This window comes from Rhizobium sp. CF080 (genome assembly GCF_000282095.2).
Taxonomy (GTDB): Bacteria; Pseudomonadota; Alphaproteobacteria; order Rhizobiales; family Rhizobiaceae; genus Neorhizobium.
In genome coordinates this window covers 651367-674198 of record NZ_AKKC02000002.1, presented here as the reverse complement: position 1 = coordinate 674198, position 22832 = coordinate 651367, and the positions used below count along the sequence as shown (strand labels likewise).

Here is a 22832-nt window from a genome sequence, read left to right as displayed (position 1 = left end):
CATGTCCTTCGCGGATCAGGCCGACCGGACACTGGAACTTCTCGCCCTGACGCCGGGCTGGCACCGGCTCAAGGAACTCCGCGAGGATTGCGACGACGAGACGGTCGCCGCGATCGTCGAGGAGGCGGCGAGTTTTGCCGAGGGCGTGCTGGCGCCGCTGAACGCGGTCGGTGATCGGATCGGTGCTCAGGTCATTGGTGGGCGGGTGAAGACGCCTGACGGTTTTGCCGATGCCTTCCGGCAATATGCCGAGGCCGGTTGGCTCGGCATGGACGTCGCCGAAAGGTTCGGCGGCCAGGCCGTGCCGCTGACATTGCACGCCGCCTGCGCGCCGCTGTTCGAGCGCGCCTGCGTGGCGCTGATGATGGCCGCCGGCTCGACACGGGCGGCCGCGCATCTTCTGGCGGAGGCCGCCGATGAGGCGACCGCGAAGGAATGGGTGCCGAAGCTTGCCGCCGGCGCATGGGCGGCCACCATCTGCATTTCCGAACCCGAGGCGGGTTCCGATGTCGGCCGGTTGCGCACCAGGGCCGAGTTCAACGATCGCGAATGGCTGATCACCGGCCAGAAGATCTGGATCTCCTTCGGCGACCACGACATGGCGGACCGCATCGGCCACTGCCTGCTCGCCCGCACCAACGACCAGCCGGGCACGCGCGGCATCAGCCTCTTCCTCGTGCCGAATCTGATCGACGGCGAGCCGAACGGCGTTTCGGTCGACCGGATCGAGGAGAAGATGGGTCTGCACGGCTCGCCCACCTGCGCCATGCGGTTCGAAGGCGCCAGGGGCATCATGCTCGGCCGCGAAGGCCGCGGCCTGCCGCAGCTTTTCACCATGATCGAGCTCATGCGGCTGCTCACCGGCTGCCAGGGGCTGGGCATCGCGTCCGCCTCGGCCGACATTGCCGAGGACTATGCCAAGGAGCGCCGCCAGGGCGGCCGGCCGGACCAGCCGCCGGTGCCGATATCGAGCCATCCGGATGTTCAGCGCCAACTGCATGAGATCCGCAGCGCCACGGAAATCCTGCGCGCGGCCATTCTGGAACTCGCCACGTCGATGGATATCGCCCGGCTGGAGCCCGAAACCGGGCTGGAGGATTTTACCGGCTGGATGTTGCCGCTGATCAAGAATTTTGGCGCGGCGGCCGGCTTCGAGACCGCGAATGCGGCGATCCAGGTGCTCGGCGGCGTCGGCTACAGCCGCGACTGGCCGCTCGAACAATACCTGCGCGATGCCCGCATCATGACCATCTACGAAGGTACGACGGGCATGCAGGCGCTGGATTTCCTGACCCGCCGCCTCTGGCGAGACGAGGGGCGGGGGCTAGCGCTGTTCCTGGAGAAGGCGCGTGATGAGATCGACGCCTATTCCGCCGAACATCCGCAGGCTTCCGAGACCGTTCTGGCCGTCCTCGACGGCTTCGAATTGTTGAGCGGCCGGATGACGGCGCTGCAATCCGATCCCGATGCGGCCCTCTACCGCGCCGACAGCTATATGCGGGCCGCCTGGGCGGCCGTTTCCGCCTGGATGGCGCTGCGCATTGCTGAAACCAGGGCGGTGGAAAGCCTTTCTGCGCAGTTTGCATTCCATAGCGCACGCTGCGTCTGAGCCGATCGCCTGCGCGTCATGTGGCCGAGTTGCGAAACCGCGGAAAATATGTGCGTGATGCCGGTTAGGATTTTTTCTCGAAACGAGAAAGACAGTGAACATACTTCTCGACATCGGCGCCTTCCTGGCAACGGCCCGCGCCGGCAGCTTTTCCGCCGCCGGGCGTGACCTGGGCGTCGCGACCTCGGTCATCACCAAGCGGGTCAAGCGGCTCGAAGAGCATCTGAACACCCAGCTTTTCGTGCGCACCACAAGGCGGCTGGCCCTGACGCTCGATGGCGAAAGGCTGAGGCCCCGCCTGCAGCTCCTGGTCGGCGAGATCGAGGAGACGCTGGCCACACCCAATACCCATGAACTGGGCCTGACCGGCTCGCTGCGCATCAAGGCGCCGACGACGCTGACCTCGATGTTCTTCGGGGATATCTGCGCCGCCTTCCAGGCGGTCAATCCGCGGGTGAAGATGGAGATCGTACTGATCGATCGCTCGGTCAATCCGCTCGAGGAAGGGTTCGACGTGGCGATCGGCGCGCTGCCGCAATCCTACGCCTACGTGATTGACCACCCGCTTTGCCCTTATCCGCGCGTCCTCTGCGCATCGCGGGATTATCTCGCCAGCCGCAAGCTGCCGAAGATGCCGACGGAACTGGTCGGCCACGCGTGCATCACTTTCCACACGATCGGCACGACCTGGACCTTTCAGATGGAGACAAGCACGCTCAATGTCGAGATCACCTCGAATTTCACCGCCAATGACAGCCGCGTCCTGCTCGCCGCCGCCCGCCAGGGGCTGGGATTGGCGATTCTGCCGAGATTCCTCGCGCAGTCGGATCTCGATAGCGGCATCCTCGAAGAGGTGATGCCGGAATTTCCGGTCGAGCCGCTCTGGGTCAAGGCCTCCGTGCCCAGGATCAAGATGAACAAGGTCGTGGTATCGGAGTTCGTATCCTACGTGCAGAAACGGTTCGCGGAAGGGGTGCCGGATCAGGTCATTCCGATGTTCTGAGAAGACCTCAGAGCGTGTCGGAAGCTTTCCGCGTCGGGGCTCACCATTCTGTCTGACGCCGAGCCGCGTGGATTTCTGGCCGTTACCTTTCTCGAAACAAGAAAGCTGATCGCATCACTTGCCGGGTTCAAGGCGAGGCGGCTTAGGTTACGATCATCCCCAAAGCGCCGGGAGGGCGCTGCGCTGTAGGGGAGGCTTCCATGGCGGAAACGCTGAGCAGGGAAACGCGGATCGTCAGGCGCGAGAAATCGGCGCCGTTCCGCAAGCTCAAGGCGGATATCTGCGTTGTCGGCGCCGGCATCGCAGGGATTTCGGCCGCACTCGAAGCTGCCAGGCTCGGCCGCAAGGTGGTGATCGTCGATGGCCAGGCGGCGCTCGGCGGCCAAGCGGTCAACTCGATCATCGCCACGTTCTGCGGCCTGTTTTCGAACGGCACGCATGGCTACCAGTTCACCTATGGCATCGCCGACAGGCTGCTCGCCCATCTGGAATCCCAGGACCAGTCGATCTATTACCGCCACGGCCCGAACACGACGGTCGTCTATTACGACGAAGTCGTCCTCGGCCGCTGGATGGAACAGAGCATTCTGGAAGCCGGTATCGAGGTCGTGCTCGGCGCACAGATCCTCGACGTGCATGTCGAAGGCCGCCGCGTCGTCCAGACCGATTTCATGACCCGTTACGGCGGCGTCTCGATCGAGGCGACCGGCTGGGTCGAGGCGAGCGGCGATGCGGCGCTCGTCTGGCAGGCCGGTTTCGCCTGTCGCCAGCCGGAAAAGGGCGGCGTCTTCGGCACCCAGATGGTGGTGCTCGAAAATATCGACGAAGCCAGACAGCCGACCCGCTACGAGATCGGCGACCGGATGAAGGAAAAGGCGGCCAACTACGGCCTGCTGCGCCGCGAAGGCCTCGGTTTCACCATTCCCGGTCGCGGCATCGCCGCCATGAACATGACGCATGTGGAAACCCCGCTCGATCCGGTCGAGGCTTCGAAGAAGGCGCTCGAAGGCAAGGATCAGGCGGCCCGAGCCGTGGAATTCCTGAAGACGGAATTCCCGGAATGCTTCGGCAATGCCCGCATCCGCTCCTTCGGCCTGCCGGGCATCCGCCAGACCCGCTGGATCGCCGGCAGCCATCACCTGACCGTCGACGAGATCAAGGCCGGCACCAAGTTCGACGACGCGGTCGCCCGCACCGCCTGGCCGATCGAACTGCATGACCACGGCGACGGCCATCACTGGATCACCTTCGACGAAGAGCACGCCCATTACATCCCGCTCGGCAGCCTGACGCCGGGCGAATGCGACAACATCGCCGCCGCCGGCCGCTGCGTCGATGCGGATTCGGCAGCGCTTTCGAGCATCCGCGTCATGGGCCCCTGCATCGCCATGGGCATGGCCGCGGCCAACGCGCTCGACCTTGCCGGAACCGGCAGCGTGCACCAGATCGATCGCGATGCACTGCGCGAGCGGGTTTCCGACAACGTCGAAAAGAAGCATTATCGCTGGACCGGCGCGGAAACGCGCGCCGCATCGTGAGGAGGGTCCGATGAATCTGACAGATCACGAAAAGGCCATGTATGACGGCGAGCACGGCCGCGCCAAGGCGCGCGCCATGGACCTGCTTGTCCGTTACGGCGAAGCGCTCGGCGCCGAACGGCTGGTCGAGACCAACAATGTCGCCGGCGCCTTCAATGCCTCGACCCCCTCGGTGCAGGCGATTGCCGAAAAGGGCATGGAGCACGTCTATTCCGAGCTGAACCTCGACAGCGACGAAGTCGTGGATGTGCCGCACATGGTGGCGCATACCTGCCAGCTGATCACCGGCATCGACAACGACAACTGGGAACTGCAGGGCGTCGACAAGTCGCTGGTCGACATGCAGCGCGCCAACGAGAAATACCTGGGGCGGCGCGGCGTCAACATGTTCGCCACCTGCACGCCCTATCAGGTCGGCAACGTACCGGTGAAGGGCGAACACTGCGCCTGGATGGAATCGTCCGCCGTCATCTACTGCAATTCCGTGCTCGGCGCCCGCACCAATGTCGAGGGCAAGGAAAGCACGGGCGCTGCAGCGCTCACCGGCCGCATTCCCTATTGGGGTTTCCACATCACCGAAAACCGCCGCGGCACCCATCTGGTCGAGCTCGATATCGAAGTCGACGACATGATGGATTGGGGCCTGCTCGGCTACTACATCGGCGAAGTGATCGGCGAGGAGATCCCCGTGCTGAAAGGCACCGGCCGCCAGCCCGACCTCATCAAGCTCAAGCATTTCGGCGCAGCCGCCGCGTCGTCGGGCGGGGTCGAGATGTACCATATTCCGGGCATCACGCCGGAAGCGGATTCGATCGAGGAAGCCTTTGGCGGTCGCAAGGTCAAGGGCACGTTCCGCTACGGTGCCAAGGAGCGGCGCGAGACCTACGAGAAGCTGCAGAGCTCGACCGAAAAAAAGGTCGATTTCATCATGCTCGGCTGTCCGCACAATTCGATCGACCAGATGGCGCTGATCGCCCATATGCTGGAGAACAGGAAGATCCATTCGGACGTGCAGCTCTGGGTGCATACGCCGCGTGCGATCAAACAGGTCGCCGAGCGCAACGGCTATATCGACACCATCCGCGACGCCGGCGGCGTTGTCATGAGCGACACCTGTCCCGCCATTTCCCGCCGTCTGCCGGCGGGGACCAAGGTCATCGCCACCGATTCCGCCAAGCAGGCGCATTACCTGCCGGCGATCACCGGCGTACAGGGCTGGTTCGGCTCGGTCAGCGATTGCGTCGATGCGGCCCTGACCGGCCAGTGGAACGGGAGGGTCTGATGGATATCGCAGCCGAAGCAAAACCCGAGACGATCGAACTCAAGGGCCGCAAGGTGGTGGCCGGCCGCGCCGAGGGCGAGGCGCTTGTCACCACCGAAACGATCTCCGGCTGGGGCGGCATCAATGAGCGCACCGGCACGGTGATCGAGCGGCGGCACGAGATGCGCGGCGTCTCCTTCGCCGGCAAGATCCTTGTCTTTCCGGGTGCCAAGGGCTCGTCCGGCTGGTCGGCCTATTTCCATATGACGCGATTGAACGGCGTCCAGCCGGCGGCGATGATCTTTACGCGGATGACCACCAAGATCGCGCTCGGCGCCGTCGTCACCCGCGTTCCGGCGATCACCGAACTCGATCAGGACCCGCTTTCGGTGATCGAGACTGGTGACTGGGTCGTGGTCGATGCCGATGCCGGCACGGTGACCGTGACCAGGAAATCTCGGAGGTGATATTCTCTCCGGCAAGCATGCCACTCGACGGCTGGGCCGATAGCCGACTATAAGGTCTACCATCACAGGTGGGAGGCAGGCATGTCGAAAGTAGCGATCGTAACCGGCGCGGGCTCGGGCGTCGGCAGGGCCGTGGCCCTCGGGCTTTTGAAAGCAGGCTATAGGACCGTACTTGCCGGCAGGCGCGAGAGCGAGCTGCGGGGCACGGCGGAACTTGCCGGCGGCGAGTCGCTCGTCGTGCCGACGGATGTCACCGATCCGGCCGCCGTCGACGCTCTGTTTGCGGCAACGCAAAAGGCCTATGGCCGGCTGGACCTTCTGTTCAACAATGCCGGCCGCGGCACGCCGGCCGTTCCGATCGACGAATTGCCGCTCGAAACCTGGCGGGCGGTCGTCGACCTCAACCTCAACGGCGCCTTCTATTGCGCCCGCGCCGCCTTCGGCATGATGCGGCGGCAGGCGCCCGGCGGCGGACGGATCATCAATAACGGATCGATCTCGGCCCATGTCCCGCGCCCCTATCAGGCCGCCTACACCGCCACCAAACACGCCATCACCGGCCTGACCCGCCAGATCGCGCTCGACGGGCGCGCGCTGAACATCGTCTGCGGCCAGGTGGATATCGGCAATGCCGATACGCCGATGACGGTGCGGATGAAAGAAGGCGCATTGCAGCCCGATCTTACGACTGCAGTGGAGCCCGTCATGGACCCGAAACACGTGGCCGATGCGGTGCTCTACATGGATGGTTTGCCGCTGGAGGCCAATGTCCTGTTCATGACGGTGATGGCAAACGGCATGCCTTACGCCGGACGCGGTTGAGAGCGCCCCAGGTCGCCTTGATCTCGCCCCGAAACTCGGCCAGCGTAAGAAGATGATCGGAAGGAGACATCCCATGCAGCAGGCCCTGGTGCTCGAGAAAAAAGACGTCCTCTCGCTGCGGGAGATTGAGCTTCCGACGGCAGTCGGTCCGGGTGACGTGAAGATCGCCATCGATACGGTCGGCGTCTGCGGCAGCGACGTCCATTATTATACCCACGGTGCCATCGGTCCCTATGTGCTGCGCGAGCCGATGGTGCTCGGGCATGAAGCGGCCGGCATCGTCATCGGGGTCGGCAGCGAGGTTAAGACCCTGAAGGTCGGCGACCGCGTCTGCATGGAACCCGGCGTGCCGAACCTTTCCTCGCGCGCCTCCAAGCTTGGTCTCTACAACGTCGATCCAGACGTCCGTTTCTGGGCGACGCCGCCCATCCACGGCGTGCTGACGCCTGAAACCATCCATCCAGCCGCCTTCACCTACAAACTGCCCGACAATGTCTCCTTTGCCGAAGGCGCCATGGTCGAGCCGTTCGCGATCGGCATGCAGGCCGCAAGCCGCGCCCGTATCCAGCCCGGCGATGTCGCCGCGGTGATCGGAGCCGGCCCGATCGGCATCATGGTGGCGCTGGCAGCACTTGCCGGCGGCTGCGCCCGCGTCTTCATCTCGGATCTGAGCCCGGACAAGCTGAAGATCGCCGGCCAGTATCCGGGCATTATCCCGGTCAACATCACCGAACGGCCCTTCGCGGAAGTCATCGCCGAGGAGACCGGCGGCTGGGGCGCGGATGTTGTGTTCGAGGCGAGCGGCAGCCCGAGGGCCTATGCGGGCATGCTGGACCTGGTGCGGCCGGGCGGCGCCTTCGTGCTGGTCGGACTGCCGGTCGAGCCGGTGCCGTTCGACGTGGCGAGCGCCATCTCCAAGGAAGTGCGCATCGAAACGGTGTTCCGCTACGCCAACATCTTCGACCGGGCTCTGGAACTGATCGCCTCGGGCAAGGTCGACCTGAAGCCGCTGATCACCGGCGTCTTCGATTTCAGGGATTCGATCAAGGCCTTCGAACGGGCCGCAGCCGGGCATCCCTCGGACGTCAAGCTGCAGATCGTGCTGAACGGCAAGGCCTGATCAGGCAGCGCGGACGAAGCGCTTCGACAGCGAAGCCGGCTTGTGAAGCGGCACGCGGCGGAGCATTTCGAGCGCGAACAGGCGGGCGTTCTGCCGGGCCTTGTCGAGATTGCTGATGCGGTTCTCGTCCATCGTGTAGAGCGTGCCGCCGAGATCGAAAATGTCGCGGAAGGCGGCGCGCTCGATGATCGGCGTGTCGAGCACTTCGACCTTGCGTTCGGCAAGCAGCATCTTGACCGCGAGCAGCGCGCGGGTGGTGACCATCGAATTGACGCGGGTCAGCACGACCGAATGCGGCACGCGAAGATTGGCCTTTTCTTCGAGATAGCGCAGCAGTTCGAGCACGTTGGCGCCGCCCTGGGCATCCATGGCGCAGCCCTGGATCGGGATCAGTACGTGGTCCGAAAGGCCGATCGCCTTGGCGAGCAGCGGGCTCTGCGCACCCGGCAGGTCGAGCACGAAATAATCGGTCTTGTGGCGGTTCTCGGCAATATGCCGGTCGATCGAGGCCTGCGTCACGTAGGAGATGACGTTGAGCTTGTCGTTGTGCGGCGAGAGCATGTGCCAGCGGGTGATCCAGTATTGCGGATCGGCGTCCAGGATGGTGACGCGGTAGCCTTGCTCAACGAGTTCGGTTGCAAGCAGGAGTACGGCGGTGGTCTTGCCCGCTCCGCCCTTGGTGTTGGCAAAGGTAATGACTGGCATCGTGGGTCCCTGTCCGGCTACGAGCGTCAAATCGCTCTCTCACCGCACCCTCATGATGCGTTGCCCTATTCTTGCCAAACATGGTTAACGAGGGGTGAAAGTTTAGATGGCAGATCTTACCGTCGGCGATCGGCGGCGAGGATTTCGCGGGCGATCTGTTCGAGCGACACGACCTTTTCGACCCCGCCATGGGCGATCGCCTCTTTCGGCATGCCGAAGACCACGGATGACGCTTCGTCCTGGGCCACCGTATAGGCGCCCGCCTGGTGCATCTCGTTCATGCCGCGGGCGCCGTCGTCGCCCATTCCGGTCATGATCACGCCCATGGCGTTGGCGCCGGCCGCGCGCGCGGCGGACCGGAACAGCACGTCGACGGACGGGCGATGGCGGCTGACGAGCGGGCCCGAGCGGATCGAAACCTCGTAACGCGCGCCGCGCCGTTCGAGCAGCATGTGTTTGTCGCCGGGGGCGATCAGCACGTGGCCGCGCAGCACCGGATCGCCGTCGGCTGCTTCCTTGACCTCGACTTCGCAGAGGCTGTTGAGGCGTTTGGCGAAGGCGGCGGTGAACTTTTCCGGCATGTGCTGGACGATGACCATGCCGGGAGAATTGGCCGGCAGGGCTTCGAGAAGCTCGCGCAGCGCTTCCGTTCCGCCGGTCGAGGCGCCGACGCAGACGACCATTTCGGTGGTCTTCGCCATGGCTCCGACCTTGGGCGGCGGAAGCACCGCATCGGCCGTGAGCTTGGCTGTCGTGCTGCCCTCGCCAATGCGCGACGGCCGCAATCGGCCGACCCGTGCGCGCGCGGCTCCCTTGACCGCGGTGCGGATCCGCTCGCCGGATTCGGCGAGATGGTCGGCCGCGCCGATCTTCGGTTTCAGGATGACGTCCACGGCGCCCGCTTCGAGCGCCTGCATCAGCGTTTCCGAGCCGCTTTCGGTCAGCGACGAACACATCACCACCGGAATCGGATGCTGCGACATCAGCTTGCGCAGAAAGGTGATGCCGTCCATCTGCGGCATTTCCACATCGAGCGTGATGACGTCGGGGATTTCCTCGCGCAGCTTTCGTGCCGCCATGAAGGGATCGCTGGCCGCCCCTATGACTTCGATATCCGGGTCCGCCGACAGGACGGCTGTCAGGGTCTGGCGGACGCTTGCGGAATCATCGATGATCAGAACTCGGATTTTGCCGCTCATGGTTCATACCCGCTTGAACACAGTATTGGCCACCTGCCGGATCGGCAGATCGAAGCCGGTCACGGTTTCCGAATGACCGATGAACAGATAGCCGCCAGGAAGCAGGGCTTCGCAAAGGCGCGACAGCACATGCTGCTGGGTCGGCTTGTCGAAATAGATCAGCACGTTTCGGCAGAAGATCATGTGCATCAGGTCGCCGACGGGATAGGCCTCGTCCATCAGGTTCAGCCGGGCGAAGCCGACGCGGGAGCGCAGTTTCGGCGAAATTCGCATCTCCTGCCGCCGGTTGTCGGATGGACGCATGACGTATTTGCTCATCATGTCGGCGGGCACGGGCGCCAGGAGTTCGCTCTGATAGATGGCCCGCTGGGCCTTCTGCAGCACGTCGGTCGACAGGTCGGTGGCAAGCACGAAATAGTCCCGTTCCGGCGCGGACGAGCTCAGAAATTCCGAAAGCACCATGGCCATCGTATAGGGTTCGGCGCCTGTCGAGCAGGCGGAGCTCCAGGTGCGGATGCGCCGGTCGGCATAGGTTTTCACGATGTCCGGCAAGGCCGTCTTCACCATGTATTCGAAATGCTTCGGCTCGCGGAAGAAATCGGTCTTGTTGGTGGTCACCGCGTCGATCAGGAAGATCGACTCCGCCTCGATGCCGCCGTGCTTGAACAGATAGTCGCAATAGCTGTCGAAAGTCGGCATGGCCGTGACGCGCAGGCGCCGGCGAAGCCGCCCCTCCAGCATGGTCATCTTGCTGTGCGGCATCTTGATGCCGCTATAGTCGTAGATGTACTTGGCCAGCAGGTCGAAGTTGCGCTTGCTCAGCCTGTCATCGAGCGGCTGGCTCCTCAATGCTACATTCACGCGCATACCCCCGTGCAACGAACCTATTCAATGACGCGATTTTTCCGGATCGCTCACGCGACCTGCGACTGAGGCCCCACATCGGCGAGTGCCGATCCGGAATCCGAAAACAGCCGTGCAAGGTCAACGACGACGACGAAGCCGGTCTCCCGGCGCACCACGCCGGCGATATAGTCGGAGCGCCAGCGCACGCCGATATCCGGCGCCGTCTCGATCTGCTCCTTGCGGAACGGTACGACCTCGAAGACCCGGTCTGCGACGAGGCCAAGCACCAGGGCGCGATCGGCGACCGGCACGTCGAGCACCAGGATGCGCGTATGCGGCGTTTTGACCGTTCTCGTCATGCCGAGGCGAAGACGAAGGTCGATCACCGGCACGCCCTGTCCGCGTACATCGCGCAGGCCGAGCAGATATTCGGGGCCGTGCGGAATCTTGAACGGTTCCTCGTGGTCGAGGATCTCGCGGACCACCTCGACGGGGACCGCGAAAATCTCATCGCCGAGGCTGAAGGTTACGAACTGGGATTCGGAGGATATGCCTGCCATTACGCGCTCTCCCTGAAGTCGTCGTCGTCCGCATCCGGGCCGCCCATCGACAGGTCGAGGGCAAAGCCTTTCACGCGGGCCTGTTGTGCTGTGACTGAATGCCCGGCCGGATAGGCCTTGGGCGTCGGCTGGGGTCTGGATTTCGCCGGTGCGGGCTTGGCGGCCGGGGCCGGCTGGCTCCGCTGCCTGGATCCGGCGCGGTCGACCTTGAAGAAGGCGATCGAGGCCTGCAGTTCTTCCGCCTGGGCGGCAAGTTCTTCCGAGGTTGCCGACATCTGTTCGGAGGCGCCGGCATTCTGCTGGGTCACCTTGTCGAGCTGCTGGATCGCTTCGTTGATCTGGCTGGCACCGATATCCTGCTCGCGGCAGGCGGCGGAGATTTCCGACACCAACTCGGCCGTCTTGTGGATGTCCGGCACCAGCTTGTTGAGCATTTCGCCGGCGTCCGTCGCGACCTGTACCGTTTCGCCCGAAAGCGCGCTGATTTCAGCGGCGGCAGCCTGGGACCGCTCGGCGAGCTTGCGGACTTCCGAGGCGACGACCGCAAAACCCTTGCCGTGTTCGCCGGCACGGGCAGCTTCCACCGCGGCGTTCAGGGCGAGAAGGTCGGTCTGGCGGGCGATTTCCTGGACGATCGAGATCTTCTCGGCGATCGTGCGCATGGCGCCCACCGCGCGGCCGACGGCCTGGCCGGATGCTTCGGCATCGCGGGACGACTGGCGAGCGATCTTTTCCGTCTGGGCGGCGTTATCGGCGTTCTGCTTGATGTTGGCCGCCATCTGTTCCATCGAGGCGGAAGCCTCCTCGGCCGACGATGCCTGTTCGGTGGCACCCTGGCTCAGCTGCTCCGAGCTTGCCGAAAGTTCCTGGCTGCCCGACGAGACGTTGTTCGATGCCGCAAGTGCATCGGCGACGACGCCGCGCAGGCGTTCCACCATGCTCTGCAGCGCAAGCCCGAGAATGTCCTTGTCGGACAGCGGCTTCGGCGAAATGGTCAGGTCGCCATTGGCGATCTGGTCGGCGACATGCGCCGTGGTGCGCAGGTTGGTGACCATGCTCTGCATGGCGAGCCCAAGCGTATCCTTGTCGGACAGCGGCTTGGCGTCGACGGAAAGGTCGCCTTCCGAGATGCGCTCGGCAATCGCCGCCGTATTGCGCAGATTGCCGGTCATCACGTTGACGGTATCGATCAGGTCCTTGACCTCGTCATTCGTCCTGACCTCGACCTTCTGGTTGAGATCGCCGATTGCCACTGCGTTGGCGACGGATGCAATCTTCTTGAGGCCATTGTTGATGCCGAGCGTGATCCAGAAGGCGGCGCCGATGGCGAGCAGGACGGCGGCGATCGAGGCGACGCTCAGGACCATCATCGTCGTGGAGAACAGATCCTGGTTCGCCTTCTCGGTATTTGCCATGCCCTTGCGCTGGATATCGAGGAGAACCTTGATGGCCTCGCCCATATCGGCGGTCATGGTGCGCAGATCGCCCATGGAGAGCGCCAGAGCGCCGGCTTGGTCGCCGCGTGCCTGGATAGCCTGCAGCTCGTCGGATCTCTGCTGGAACTGCTTGCCGATCGTCAGCAGCTTTTCCCAGTAGGGCTTGCCCTCCGCAGAGGCGATCGAAAGCCCTTCCTGAACGGCTTTGAACATCAGTTCCGTGTTGCCGTCCGCTTCCTTGTGGAATTTCGCGGCATCCGCCAGGTTGGTGGCCAGCAGCGCGTTTTTCTGAGCGCGTACCGCATCGACCTCGGCCACATTGGCAGTGAGCGCAAGTTCGAGACGGCGGACGGGGCCGTCGACCATCTTCGTGCTGGCCTCGTTGAGGTTGCCGAGGCTCAGGCTGCCATAGACCGCGATGCCAACCAGCAACAGCGTCAACAGGGCGAAAGCCAGTCCCAGTTTCAGTTTGATCGTAAACCGCATCTTAAATCTCCCAAATCCTTGAAAAAAGACGACAAAGCTGCCTTAAATTTCTGAGATGCGATCGAAAAAGTCCGACCGTAAGGCCGATAAGCCGGCAGCGGGGACTTCTTCGTTGTTCGCACCAACGCAGTGACGCTGGCTGTCGCGGGGCCGCTTGGCGGCCCGCTCAATGGTCGGGAAGCGCTCAGGCGCTTTCCCGGAAATCGTCGTCGTCAGAATCGGGGCCACCCATCGAAAGATCGAGGGCAAATCCCTTGGCGCGTGCCTGCTGGGCTGCGACGGAATGGCTGGCCGGCCGGGACGCAGAAGCTTTCGATGGCTGTTTTGCGCCGAGCTTTGCGGCTGCGTGAACCTTGGAGCCCTGCTGTGTCCGAGCCTTCGCGTTGGCGCGTTCGACCTTGAAGAAGGCGATCGAGGCCTGCAGCTCTTCCGCCTGGGCGGCAAGTTCTTCCGAGGTCGCAGACATTTCTTCCGAGGCGCCAGCATTCTGCTGGGTCACCTTATCGAGCTGCTGGATCGCTTCGTTGATCTGGGCAGCACCCACATCCTGCTCGCGGCAGGCGGCGGAAATTTCCGACACCAGTTCGGCCGTCTTGTGGATGTCCGGTACCAGCTTGTTGAGCATCTCGCCGGCTTCCGTTGCGACTTGCACCGTTTCACCCGAAAGCGAACTGATTTCGGCTGCCGCTGCCTGGGACCGTTCGGCAAGCTTGCGGACTTCCGAGGCGACGACCGCAAAACCCTTGCCGTGTTCGCCGGCACGGGCGGCTTCCACCGCGGCGTTCAGGGCGAGAAGGTCGGTCTGGCGGGCAATTTCCTGGACGATCGAGATCTTCTCGGCGATCGTGCGCATGGCGCCGACCGCACGGGAGACGGCTTGGCCACTGGCTTCCGCGTCCTTCGACGATTGGCGGGCGATCTTTTCCGTCTGGGCGGCGTTATCGGCGTTCTGCTTGATATTGGCTGCCATCTGCTCCATCGAGGCAGAAGCCTCCTCTGCCGAGGAAGCCTGCTCGGTGGCACCCTGGCTCAGCTGCTCCGAGCTCGCGGAAAGTTCCTGGCTGCCGGACGAGACGTTGTTGGCGGCTGCAAGCGCATCGGCAACGACACCGCGCAGGCGTTCGACCATGCTTTCGAGGGCGAGGCCCAAGGTATCCTTGTCGGAAAGCGGCTTCGGCGAGACGGTGAGGTCGCCGTTCGAAATCTGGTCGGCGATGGTTGCAGTGTTGCGCAGGTTGCCGGTCATCACGTTGAGGGTGTCGACCAGATCCTTGATTTCATCATTGGTCTTGATCTCAATCTCCTGGTTGAGATCGCCGATCGCCACCGCATTGACGGCATCCATGATCTTGCGCAGCCCTCTGCCGATACCGAGGGCGATCCAGAACGCCGTCGCCGCTGCCGTGATGACGGCCACCGCGGCAATCGAGATCATCAGGCTGCGGGTGGTCCAATAGGTGGCTTCGGCTGCATCATTGGCCTTCTGCATCCGGTCGCGGTTGATTTGTACGGATTCATCCAGCTGCGCGGTGAGTTCCGTGACCGTCTTGCGGCTTTCTCCGGCCGAGAGGGCGACTGCTTCCTGCATATCGCCGCGCTTGACGGCCGCGTCGACCTTTTCGTTCGCAGCGTGATTGGCAGTCGCGAGTGCCCGCGTTTCATCCCAGAACTGCTTCTGGTCCGATGACGCGGTCGACGCCAGTTCATTCAGCAAGGTCGTGAACTGCTGTTCCAGCTTGTCACCGTCGCTATAGAACTTTTCGATCTCCTGCGGCGAGGTGGCGAGCAGCATGTTCTTCTGCGCGCGAATGCGATTGAGCGACAGGATGTTCATCTGCTGGATTTTATCGAGCCGCGTCGCCGCGACCTCGGTGACGTAGGTCATGGCTTCATTGGCGGCGCCAAGACTATATATCCCATAGCCAGCCGTACCAACCAGCATGCTGACAAGAAAGCCGAAAGCCAATACCAGCTTGGCCTTGATCGTAAATCGCATAGCCCTATCCCCTCAAGGCAGTGATGTGCATCAGTTCAGTGCTTCCTCCCGAAAGGGGGGAAGCGGTGAAACGAGAAGACCGATACATTCACCCTTCTGCGATAGTCCGGCCATCCGGCCGTTCTCCCGCTTACATGCGGAAGACGATCCCGGTTCCTGTCAGCCCGGGATCATGTTCACTTGTCTCAGGCGCTTTCGCGGAAGTCAGCGTCGTCGGCGTCCGGCCCGCCCATCGACATGTCGAGGGCAAAACCCTTGGCGCGGGCTTGCTGGCTGAGCACCGAATGGTCGGCCTTGTGAGACTGCTGTGCCGCCGGGCGGTGCATCTGGGCCGGTCTCGAAACCGGCTTGTGGACGGCAGCGGTAGCCGGAGCCCGCTTGGCCGGCTTTTTGCCGCCGGCCTGATCGACCCGGAAGAAGGCAATCGAGGCCTGCAGTTCTTCAGCCTGCGAGGCAAGTTCTTCCGAGGTCGCCGACATTTCTTCCGAGGCGCCGGCATTCTGCTGGGTCACCTTGTCGAGCTGCTGGATCGCTTCGTTGATCTGGCTGGCACCGATATCCTGCTCGCGGCAGGCGGCGGAGATTTCCGAGACCAGTTCCGCAGTCTTCTGGATGTCCGGCACCAGCTTGTTGAGCATTTCGCCGGCGTCCGTCGCGACCTGTACCGTATCTCCGGAAAGCGCGCTGATTTCAGCGGCGGCAGCCTGGGACCGCTCGGCAAGCTTGCGGACTTCCGAGGCGACGACCGCAAAACCCTTGCCGTGTTCGCCGGCACGGGCGGCTTCCACCGCGGCGTTCAGGGCGAGAAGGTCGGTCTGGCGGGCGATTTCCTGGACGATCGAGATCTTCTCGGCGATCGTGCGCATGGCATGGACGGCGCGGCCGACGGCCTGGCCGGATGCTTCGGCATCGCGGGACGACTGGCGGGCGATCTTTTCCGTCTGGGCGGCGTTGTCGGCGTTCTGCTTGATGTTGGCCGCCATCTGCTCCATCGAGGCGGAAGCCTCCTCGGCCGACGATGCCTGTTCGGTGGCACCCTGGCTCAGCTGTTCCGAGCTTGCCGAAAGTTCCTGGCTGCCCGACGAGACATTGTCGGATGCGGCGAGCGCATCGCCGACGACGCCGCGCAGGCGCTCGATCATGGTGTTGACATAACCAAGCAGTTCGCCGATCTCGTCCTTGCTGGTGATCGTGGCAAACTTGGTCAGGTCACCGTCGGCGACGTTCTGTACTGCCGTCACCGCGTTGCGCAGGCCCCTGTTGATCGAAAGGGCGATCCAGAGGGCGGCCAGCACCGCGATCAGGAAGGCGGCGCCTGCGACCGAGATCATGATCAGGCGGGTCTGGGCATAATCCGCATCCGATTGTTCGTCGGCATCACCGAGTCGGCTTTCTTCGAGCTTGACCACGTCGTTGAGCAGGGCGTCGATATCGTTGGTGACGGAGCGTGCCTCGTTGGTGGAAATACGCAGCGCGGAGACTGTATCTCCGCCCAGCATCGAGGTGCGGATGCGGTCATCCTGCTTGCGGAACTCCGTCGTGAAACCGGCAAGCTTGGCCCAGAGGGCTTTGCCCTGCTCGGTTGCGCGGGCCTCGACCGATTTGAACGTTTGATCGAAAGCGCGGCGAGCCTCGTCGCTCTTCGAGATATATCCCTGCATCTCGGCAGGGTTTGCCGCCAGAAGCAGGTTTTTCTGCTGGCGGATCTGCTGGAGCTGCTCGTTGTTGAGGTTCTGAGCCAGTTTCAGGCGCAGGGCCGGCCCCTGCAGCACATTTTCGAGCGTATCGTTCAGGCTGCCGAGGCTGAAGATGCCGTAGGTGGCAGTCGCCAGCAGCATGACGATAATGAAACCGAATGCCGAGGCCAGCTTAAGCTTGATTGAAGCGTGCATTTTCTGACTCCATCGAAGGGGTGGTCAACCGTGGGAAGCCCCGGTCGCGGAATGGTCGTGTTGGGCGGAGAAGATCACCTGAAGATTGGGGAGGATGATGAATTCCGCCCCCCGCTTGACGAGGCAATCGATGAAATCCGGCCGCCAGCGCATGCCCACGCTCGGCGGCGGCTCGCCGGCGGCGCGGAGCAGGGTCGTAACTTCATGCACTTTGTCTGTACGGATGCCCGCAAGAACCGGTTCGCCATCGATGTTGATCGAGATGACGATGATCCGGCTGTCGATTGTCGGCTTCGTCGCTTCCATGCCGAATGCAAGCCGGATGTCGGCAAGTGGAATGACCTTGCCCCGGAAGTTGATGACGCTGCCGACGAAGGCTTTTGCGCCGGGCACCATGGTCTCGGGCAGGAGATCGAGGATTTCCTGTACGCTCACGGCTTCCAGCGCGAACATCTCGCCGGCGATGTCGAATGTCAGGACTTCCAGCTCTTCGCGGCCGTCCCAAAGGTTTTCGGAGATCTTTCTGACTGCTTCGTTCATCCGGCCGCGCGCAGATGCGCCTCCTGTTGTTGTCCTTCCGCCACGAGATGGCCGACGTCGAGGATCAGCGCCACGTCCCCGTCGCCGAGGATGGTCGCGCCCGAGAAGGTCGCGACGTCATGGTGCAGTTTCGACATGCCCTTGATGACGGTCTGGTGATCGCCGATGATCTGGTCGACGACCAGGCCCACCCGTTCGGAACCCGTCGAGATGACGACCACCTTCTGGAAGGGATCCGGCTTGGTGCCGGTACGGAAGAGGTCGCGAAGCCTGAGGAACGGCACGAGGCTGTCGCGTAGCGAGATGAAGCTGCGGCCGCGCGAACGCATGTCCTCTTCGATCGAGAGCTCGAGGCATTCCTCGACCGCCGAGAGCGGAATGACATAGCGGCCGGCGCCGACCCGCACGAGCAGGCCGTCGATGATGGCGAGCGTCAGTGGGATGGCGAGCGAGATCTCGGAACCCTTGCCCGGATGGCTTGCGACGTTGATCGTGCCGCGCAACGCGTCGATCGTCCGCTTGACCACATCCATGCCGACACCGCGGCCGGAGAGGTTGGTGACCGTCTGGGCCGTCGAGAAGCCGGGCTGGAAGATCAGCTGGTAGAGCTCCTGGTCGGTCAGGTTGGCGTTCGGCGCAATCAGACCCGAGGATTCCGCTTTGGCGCGCACCCGTTCCTTGTTGATGCCGCGTCCGTCGTCCTTGATGGTGATGATGACTTCGCCGCCCTGCTGGCGGGCGGAAAGCAGGATGTGGCCCGCTTCCGACTTGCCGGCCGCAAGGCGTTCCTCGGGCGTTTCGAGACCGTGGTCGCAGGAGTTGCGCACCAGATGCACCAGCGGATCGGCGAGGCGCTCGATGACGCTCTTGTCGACTTCCGTGGTTTCGCCCTCGGTCACCAGCTCGATCGTCTTGCCGGTTTCATGCGACAGGTCGTGCACCAGCCGGCGGAAACGGCTGAAGAGATGGGCGACCGGCACCATGCGCAGGATCATCATCGTGTCGCGCAACTCGCCGGAAAGGCGTTCCACGTCTTCCGAGACGGCCCGCAGCTGCAGATCGCCGCTGCCGCCTGCAAGCTGGCTGAGGCGCGACTGGGCGATGACGAGTTCGCCGACCCGGTCCATCAGCTCGTCGAGCTTTTCGGCGGGGACGCGGACGTTTTCGGAGGCCTTGTTCTGCTTTGCCTCGACAGGAGCCGGAGCGATCGGCGCAGGTGCCGCCGCCTGCGGGGCGGCAACCGGTGCCACCGCAACAGGCTGGGCGGGCTGGGGTGCCGCAGCCGGGGCTTCGGTCCTGGCCGGCGTCTTGGCCGCGGCAACTGGCACGTCCACCGTGACGACGTCGAGCTGCATCTCGTCCATGACGAAAATGAACACGTCGTCGATCGCCGAGCGCGGTTGGGTGGTCAGAAGCTCGACTTCCCAGGAGATATAGAGATCGGTCGGGGCCAGCAGGTCGAGCGATGGGATGGCGGAACGGTCTGCCACGATCGTGCATTCGCCAAGCTCGCGCAGTTCGTCGAGAAGCGGCAGCGGATTGGTGCCGTTTGCCATCGCGTTCTGCGGCAGGCTGAAGCGGATCTTGAAATGGTTCTGACCCGGCGCAGCCTTGGCGGGGCTGCCCGCACCCGGGCTGTTGGCGCCATCGACGGCGGCGCGCAGGTTGGCGAGAAGCGCTTCGCCGGTTGCCTCATGGTCGCCATTCGGCGTGTCGACCAGGGCACGCATGTGATCCTTGGCTTCCAGAACTGCGGTGACCAGTTCCTGGGTTGCCGGAACCTCGCCCTTGCGGACGCGGTCGAAGGCCGTTTCGCAGTGATGGGTGAAAGCGGCAAGGGCATCGAAGCCGAACATGGCGCCCGAACCCTTCAACGTGTGGAGGCCGCGGAAGACCGCGTCCACCTGATCCTTGTCGCCGAGGTTTACGTTCAGGTCGAGAAGCCCTGCTTCGATCTGTTCCAGAAGCTCGGCCGCTTCTGTCCTGAAAACCGCGATAGGATCGGGAAAGCTCATTTGCCAAGCACCTTTCGGACGATCTTGACCAGGCTTTCCGGGTCGAAAGGCTTGGTGAGCCAGCCGGTGGCGCCGGCGGCCTTGGCTTCCTGCTTGATGTCGTTGTCGGATTCCGTGGTCAGGAAGATGACCGGAACGCCCATATGGGCCGGCATCTTGCGCAGCTCTCGGATCATCGTCAGGCCGTCCATGTTCGGCATGTTGAGATCGGTGACGATCAGGTCGAACTGGCTGGCGCTGAGTTTGGCGATCCCGTCCATGCCGTCGACGGCCTCGGTGATCTGGTACCCGGCATTACTGAGCGCGACGCGCGTCGTCAGCCGGATGCTGGCGGAATCGTCGACTGTTAGGATGCTGGCGCTCATTGAATTCCCCCTTGATGAAGCCAGAATTTAAGGTCTTCAGCGGACATTCCTTCGAGGAAGCCGCTGCGCTTCAGGACATCGAGCGTTGGCCCGCTGGCGGGACGGGCCAACGCGATGTGTTTTCCGGCTGAACCGGCATAGATGCGTGCCGCTTCCATGAGTTGGATGAAGCTGATGTCCACTTGGCAATCATCGTCGAGTTCGATGGTTGCGGACGCAGTCTTGTCGAGAAATTGCAGCATTTCCTGCTGGACAATGGTGATTGCGCGAACGGTCAGGTTCTGCGGCAGGCGAAGATAATCCCCTTTAACATCGGAAGCAGGCATTCTTACCTCAATATATTTCCGAAAAAGCTGAAATAGCTGGCTAAATTTGGACTTACATCGTTAATCACGAGTTAATCCGCCATGGCGACTTTTCGCGAAACAATACTGATAGGTTGTATTTCGCCTCGCTTGGGGGCGGAAACATTAACCACAAGTCGCAAATGGGAATGCCGGATTCTACGGGAATTAACTCCTCGTCGCTCAGAGTGTTCTCACGCAGGACGGAACCATGCCACGAACTCGCTGGTGCGGGGCTGTCCCAAAACAACACAGACGAGTTCATCGTCGCGATCTTCAGCAGGCAGAGGTCCCGCGGGACCCGAAAGGTGAGGCAAAGTGGCTGTCAGGGCATCCATTTTCAACGTTGCAGAGAGTTCGACAGGCGTGTTCGCCTTTGTCGACCGGATGGAAACGGCACGCTCGCGTATCGAGGAACGCTTTCTCGATGGCGGGGCCGCACTTCTGTCGATCCTCGACGTGCTGAACAAGCTGATTGCGTCCCTCGACCAGTTGACCGGTTCGCTGGATGAAGGAACGGCCAATGCCACGATGGCCGAGCTGAAGAGCACGGTCGAGCGCCTGTCCCACCTGACCCGGCTCGAATCCGGACGCCAGGTCGGCTTCCAGGAAATTGCCTGCGCCGAGCGGAAGCTCCGGCCACAGATCGAGGACATGCAGGAAACGCTGCGCTATCTGCGCACGTTCGCCGTGACCGCCAAGATCACCGGCGCCGGCATTGCCGATTTCGCCGGCTTCGCGGAGGAAATCCTCGCAAGGATCCAGGAAGGATCACGCCAGGTCAACGATCTGGCCGGCAAGCTGAGTACGCTCGGTCACGGCCTGGGCCCAGTGATGACCAAGGGAAAGGCGATCCTCGCAAGCTATGACGAAACGGTGCCGCAGATCGTTTCGGGTCTTTCCAACGGTGCAACGGAGATCGGCAAGCACCGCAAGCTGCTTGTAGAACGCGCCGCGAGGGTACGTGCCGTCGCCGGCGGCATCCAATCGAAGCTCGCCTCGACGCTGTCGGCCATGCAGGTCGGCGACATTACCCGCCAGCGCATCGAACATTGCCAGTCGAGCCTGCGCATCCTTTCGGAATATCTGGAGTCGCCGGACGCCGCGGGGCTCAACGGCGACCAGCGCGAAAGCCTGTCGCTGATCATCCGCAAGCTCGTGTCGTTGCAGCTCAATCAATCCATCGCCGATTTCGATCGTGATACCGCAAAGATCGTCGCCATCGTCGCAAGCTTCCGGTCCGATCTGTCGCAGATCGAGGCCCTGCGCGCGACGATGACCGATACCGGCAGCGGCGACAACGACAATGCGATCCGGCAGCTCGAGAACGGCGTGGCCGCCGCCCGCGGCGCCGTGCGCGAAATCGAGGATGTCGCCCACCATGCCAGCGAGCTCAGCCGGTCGACCAGCGATACCGTCCGAGAACTTCTCGAGGGCATCAGCACGGTCAAGGTCGTGCGCACCGATATCCATTACATGGCGCTCAACACCAACCTGCGCTGCAGCAAGATCGGGGAAGAGGGCAGGGCGATCAACGTCGTGACCGCCGAACTGCGCAACTTCGCAGCGGCCCTCGATGAAACGGCCGAAAAGATCCTGACCGAGCTCCAGACACTCGAAATCGCCGCCAACAAGCTGACCAGCGTGCAGGCTGAAGAGGGCGAACAGAGCCTGGATCAGCGCCTTGAAAATGCGCTTGAAAACATCCGCTCCGTCGGCGACCGGATGGATGCCCAGATGCTGGCGCTCGGCGATCAGAGCAGGACAGCTGTCGGCGAAATGGATATCTCGCTCGCCCGGTTAAACTTCAACGCCGAACTCGGCGAAGTGCTGCGCTCCTGCGCCAACGAGATGGACCTTCACGAGGACGTCTTCGAAGCGCCGGGTCTCGAAGGGGCGCTTGCCGAAGTTGGTGGACGCATTGCCCGTCTTTATACCATGGTGACCGAACGCGAACTGCATGCCGCAGTGCTTGGCACCGCGCCGCCGGTGGAAGCCGCCGCCGTCGCAACCACCATGTCGGACGACGACATCGACGACGCCCTGTTTTGATGGGCGGGAGCCGGTTGGGAGCTGCATTCGGCAGCCCAGCCTGTTAAGATAAAGCGAAGGCGGCGCCTTGACCTTTGGGCGCGCCTGGGTCATGTGACCGCCTTTGCTGACGCAGCGCTTGGAATACGGGACGAACCCCGCAAGTGCTCTAGAAGAGAAACACAATGAGCAAGCCAACATCCTCGGCGCCTTCCCAGCGCATGCTTCGCGTTGGCGAACAGGTCCGCGCCGCCATAACCCAGGTCCTGCAGCGCGGCGAAGTGCGCGACGACCTCATCGAAAAGACCGTGATCTCGGTGTCCGAAGTGCGCATGTCGACGGACCTGAAGATCGCAACGGCCTATGTGACGCCCCTCGGCCTGCCGGATCATGCGGCGGTCATCGAGGCGCTGAACCGCAACGCCAAATACATCCGTGGCCGTATCGGCGGCCAGCTTCGGCAGATGAAATACATGCCGGAAGTCCGCTTCCGTGACGATACCAGCTTCGACAACTACAAGAAGATCGATGAGCTGCTGCGCTCGCCGGAGGTCCAGCGGGATCTCGACGGCGATAGTGAAGACAAAGAATAATCAA

General features: G+C 63.0%; 20 protein-coding genes. 9 read left to right on the top strand and 11 right to left on the bottom strand.

The window, feature by feature from the left end:
• Position 1 precedes the first annotated feature (1 nt).
• The 7 genes from PMI07_RS04545 to PMI07_RS04515 all read left to right on the top strand — a co-directional run bounded on the left by PMI07_RS04545 (position 2) and on the right by PMI07_RS04515 (position 7820).
• Positions 2-1609: an acyl-CoA dehydrogenase family protein gene (locus tag PMI07_RS04545; protein WP_024163556.1), complete on the top strand. Its 1608-nt coding sequence runs from the start codon at positions 2-4 to the stop codon at positions 1607-1609.
• 94 nt (positions 1610-1703) lie between these two features.
• Positions 1704-2612 carry a LysR family transcriptional regulator gene (locus tag PMI07_RS04540; protein ID WP_007774168.1) on the top strand — a complete coding sequence of 303 codons (909 nt, stop codon included), beginning with the start codon at positions 1704-1706 and terminating at the stop codon, positions 2610-2612.
• Positions 2613-2812: 200 nt separating this feature from the next.
• A complete protein-coding gene (locus PMI07_RS04535; protein WP_007774167.1) occupies positions 2813-4150 on the top strand; it encodes an FAD-dependent oxidoreductase in 1338 nt (445 codons plus the stop codon).
• A gap of 10 nt (positions 4151-4160) precedes the next feature.
• Entirely contained in the window at positions 4161-5432 is a 1272-nt protein-coding gene (locus PMI07_RS04530; RefSeq protein ID WP_007774166.1) for an aconitase X catalytic domain-containing protein, read from the top strand.
• Positions 5432-5878: a DUF126 domain-containing protein gene (locus tag PMI07_RS04525; RefSeq protein ID WP_007774165.1), complete on the top strand. Its 447-nt coding sequence runs from the start codon at positions 5432-5434 to the stop codon at positions 5876-5878. Before PMI07_RS04530 ends, PMI07_RS04525 begins: the two co-directional genes overlap by 1 nt.
• Before the next feature lie 81 nt (positions 5879-5959).
• A complete protein-coding gene (locus PMI07_RS04520; protein ID WP_007774164.1) occupies positions 5960-6700 on the top strand; it encodes an SDR family oxidoreductase in 741 nt (246 codons plus the stop codon).
• Between the two features lie 73 nt (positions 6701-6773).
• Positions 6774-7820, top strand: coding sequence for an NAD(P)-dependent alcohol dehydrogenase (locus PMI07_RS04515; protein WP_007774163.1), 1047 nt, complete (start codon positions 6774-6776; stop codon positions 7818-7820).
• Here PMI07_RS04515 and PMI07_RS04510 read toward each other — a convergent pair whose 3' ends face one another.
• The 11 genes from PMI07_RS04510 to PMI07_RS04460 all read right to left on the bottom strand — a co-directional run bounded on the left by PMI07_RS04510 (position 7821) and on the right by PMI07_RS04460 (position 20186).
• Positions 7821-8525 (bottom strand): ParA family protein, encoded by a 705-nt coding sequence (locus PMI07_RS04510; protein WP_007774162.1) that lies wholly within the window; start codon positions 8523-8525, stop codon positions 7821-7823.
• Positions 8526-8641: 116 nt separating this feature from the next.
• Positions 8642-9724: a chemotaxis response regulator protein-glutamate methylesterase gene (locus PMI07_RS04505; protein WP_007774161.1), complete on the bottom strand. Its 1083-nt coding sequence runs from the start codon at positions 9722-9724 to the stop codon at positions 8642-8644.
• 3 nt (positions 9725-9727) lie between these two features.
• A complete protein-coding gene (locus tag PMI07_RS04500) occupies positions 9728-10591 on the bottom strand; it encodes a CheR family methyltransferase (protein WP_007774159.1) in 864 nt (287 codons plus the stop codon).
• A 47-nt stretch (positions 10592-10638) separates the two neighbouring features.
• Entirely contained in the window at positions 10639-11130 is a 492-nt protein-coding gene (locus PMI07_RS04495; RefSeq protein ID WP_007774157.1) for a chemotaxis protein CheW, read from the bottom strand.
• Complete coding sequence (locus PMI07_RS04490) at positions 11130-13052, bottom strand: methyl-accepting chemotaxis protein (protein WP_007774155.1); 1923 nt, start codon at positions 13050-13052, stop codon at positions 11130-11132. Before PMI07_RS04490 ends, PMI07_RS04495 begins: the two co-directional genes overlap by 1 nt.
• Positions 13053-13236: 184 nt before the next feature.
• Positions 13237-15048, bottom strand: coding sequence for a methyl-accepting chemotaxis protein (locus tag PMI07_RS04485; RefSeq protein WP_007774147.1), 1812 nt, complete (start codon positions 15046-15048; stop codon positions 13237-13239).
• A gap of 185 nt (positions 15049-15233) precedes the next feature.
• Positions 15234-16940: a methyl-accepting chemotaxis protein gene (locus PMI07_RS04480; RefSeq protein WP_007774146.1), complete on the bottom strand. Its 1707-nt coding sequence runs from the start codon at positions 16938-16940 to the stop codon at positions 15234-15236.
• A 24-nt stretch (positions 16941-16964) separates the two neighbouring features.
• A complete protein-coding gene (locus PMI07_RS04475) occupies positions 16965-17480 on the bottom strand; it encodes a chemotaxis protein CheW (RefSeq protein ID WP_007774145.1) in 516 nt (171 codons plus the stop codon).
• Complete coding sequence (locus tag PMI07_RS04470) at positions 17477-19495, bottom strand: chemotaxis protein CheA (RefSeq protein WP_024163555.1); 2019 nt, start codon at positions 19493-19495, stop codon at positions 17477-17479. Before PMI07_RS04470 ends, PMI07_RS04475 begins: the two co-directional genes overlap by 4 nt.
• On the bottom strand, positions 19492-19860 hold the full coding sequence (locus tag PMI07_RS04465) for a response regulator (RefSeq protein WP_007762553.1): 369 nt from the start codon (positions 19858-19860) through the stop codon (positions 19492-19494). The genes PMI07_RS04470 and PMI07_RS04465 overlap by 4 nt, the downstream gene beginning before the upstream one ends.
• Complete coding sequence (locus tag PMI07_RS04460; protein ID WP_007762558.1) at positions 19857-20186, bottom strand: hypothetical protein; 330 nt, start codon at positions 20184-20186, stop codon at positions 19857-19859. The genes PMI07_RS04465 and PMI07_RS04460 overlap by 4 nt, the downstream gene beginning before the upstream one ends.
• Before the next feature lie 336 nt (positions 20187-20522).
• Between PMI07_RS04460 and PMI07_RS04455 the strand changes: the two genes are divergently transcribed.
• Positions 20523-22256: a hypothetical protein gene (locus PMI07_RS04455; RefSeq protein ID WP_051484077.1), complete on the top strand. Its 1734-nt coding sequence runs from the start codon at positions 20523-20525 to the stop codon at positions 22254-22256.
• Between the two features lie 164 nt (positions 22257-22420).
• A complete protein-coding gene (gene rbfA, locus PMI07_RS04450) occupies positions 22421-22828 on the top strand; it encodes a 30S ribosome-binding factor RbfA (protein ID WP_007762563.1) in 408 nt (135 codons plus the stop codon).
• The last annotated feature ends 4 nt before the right edge of the window (positions 22829-22832 follow it).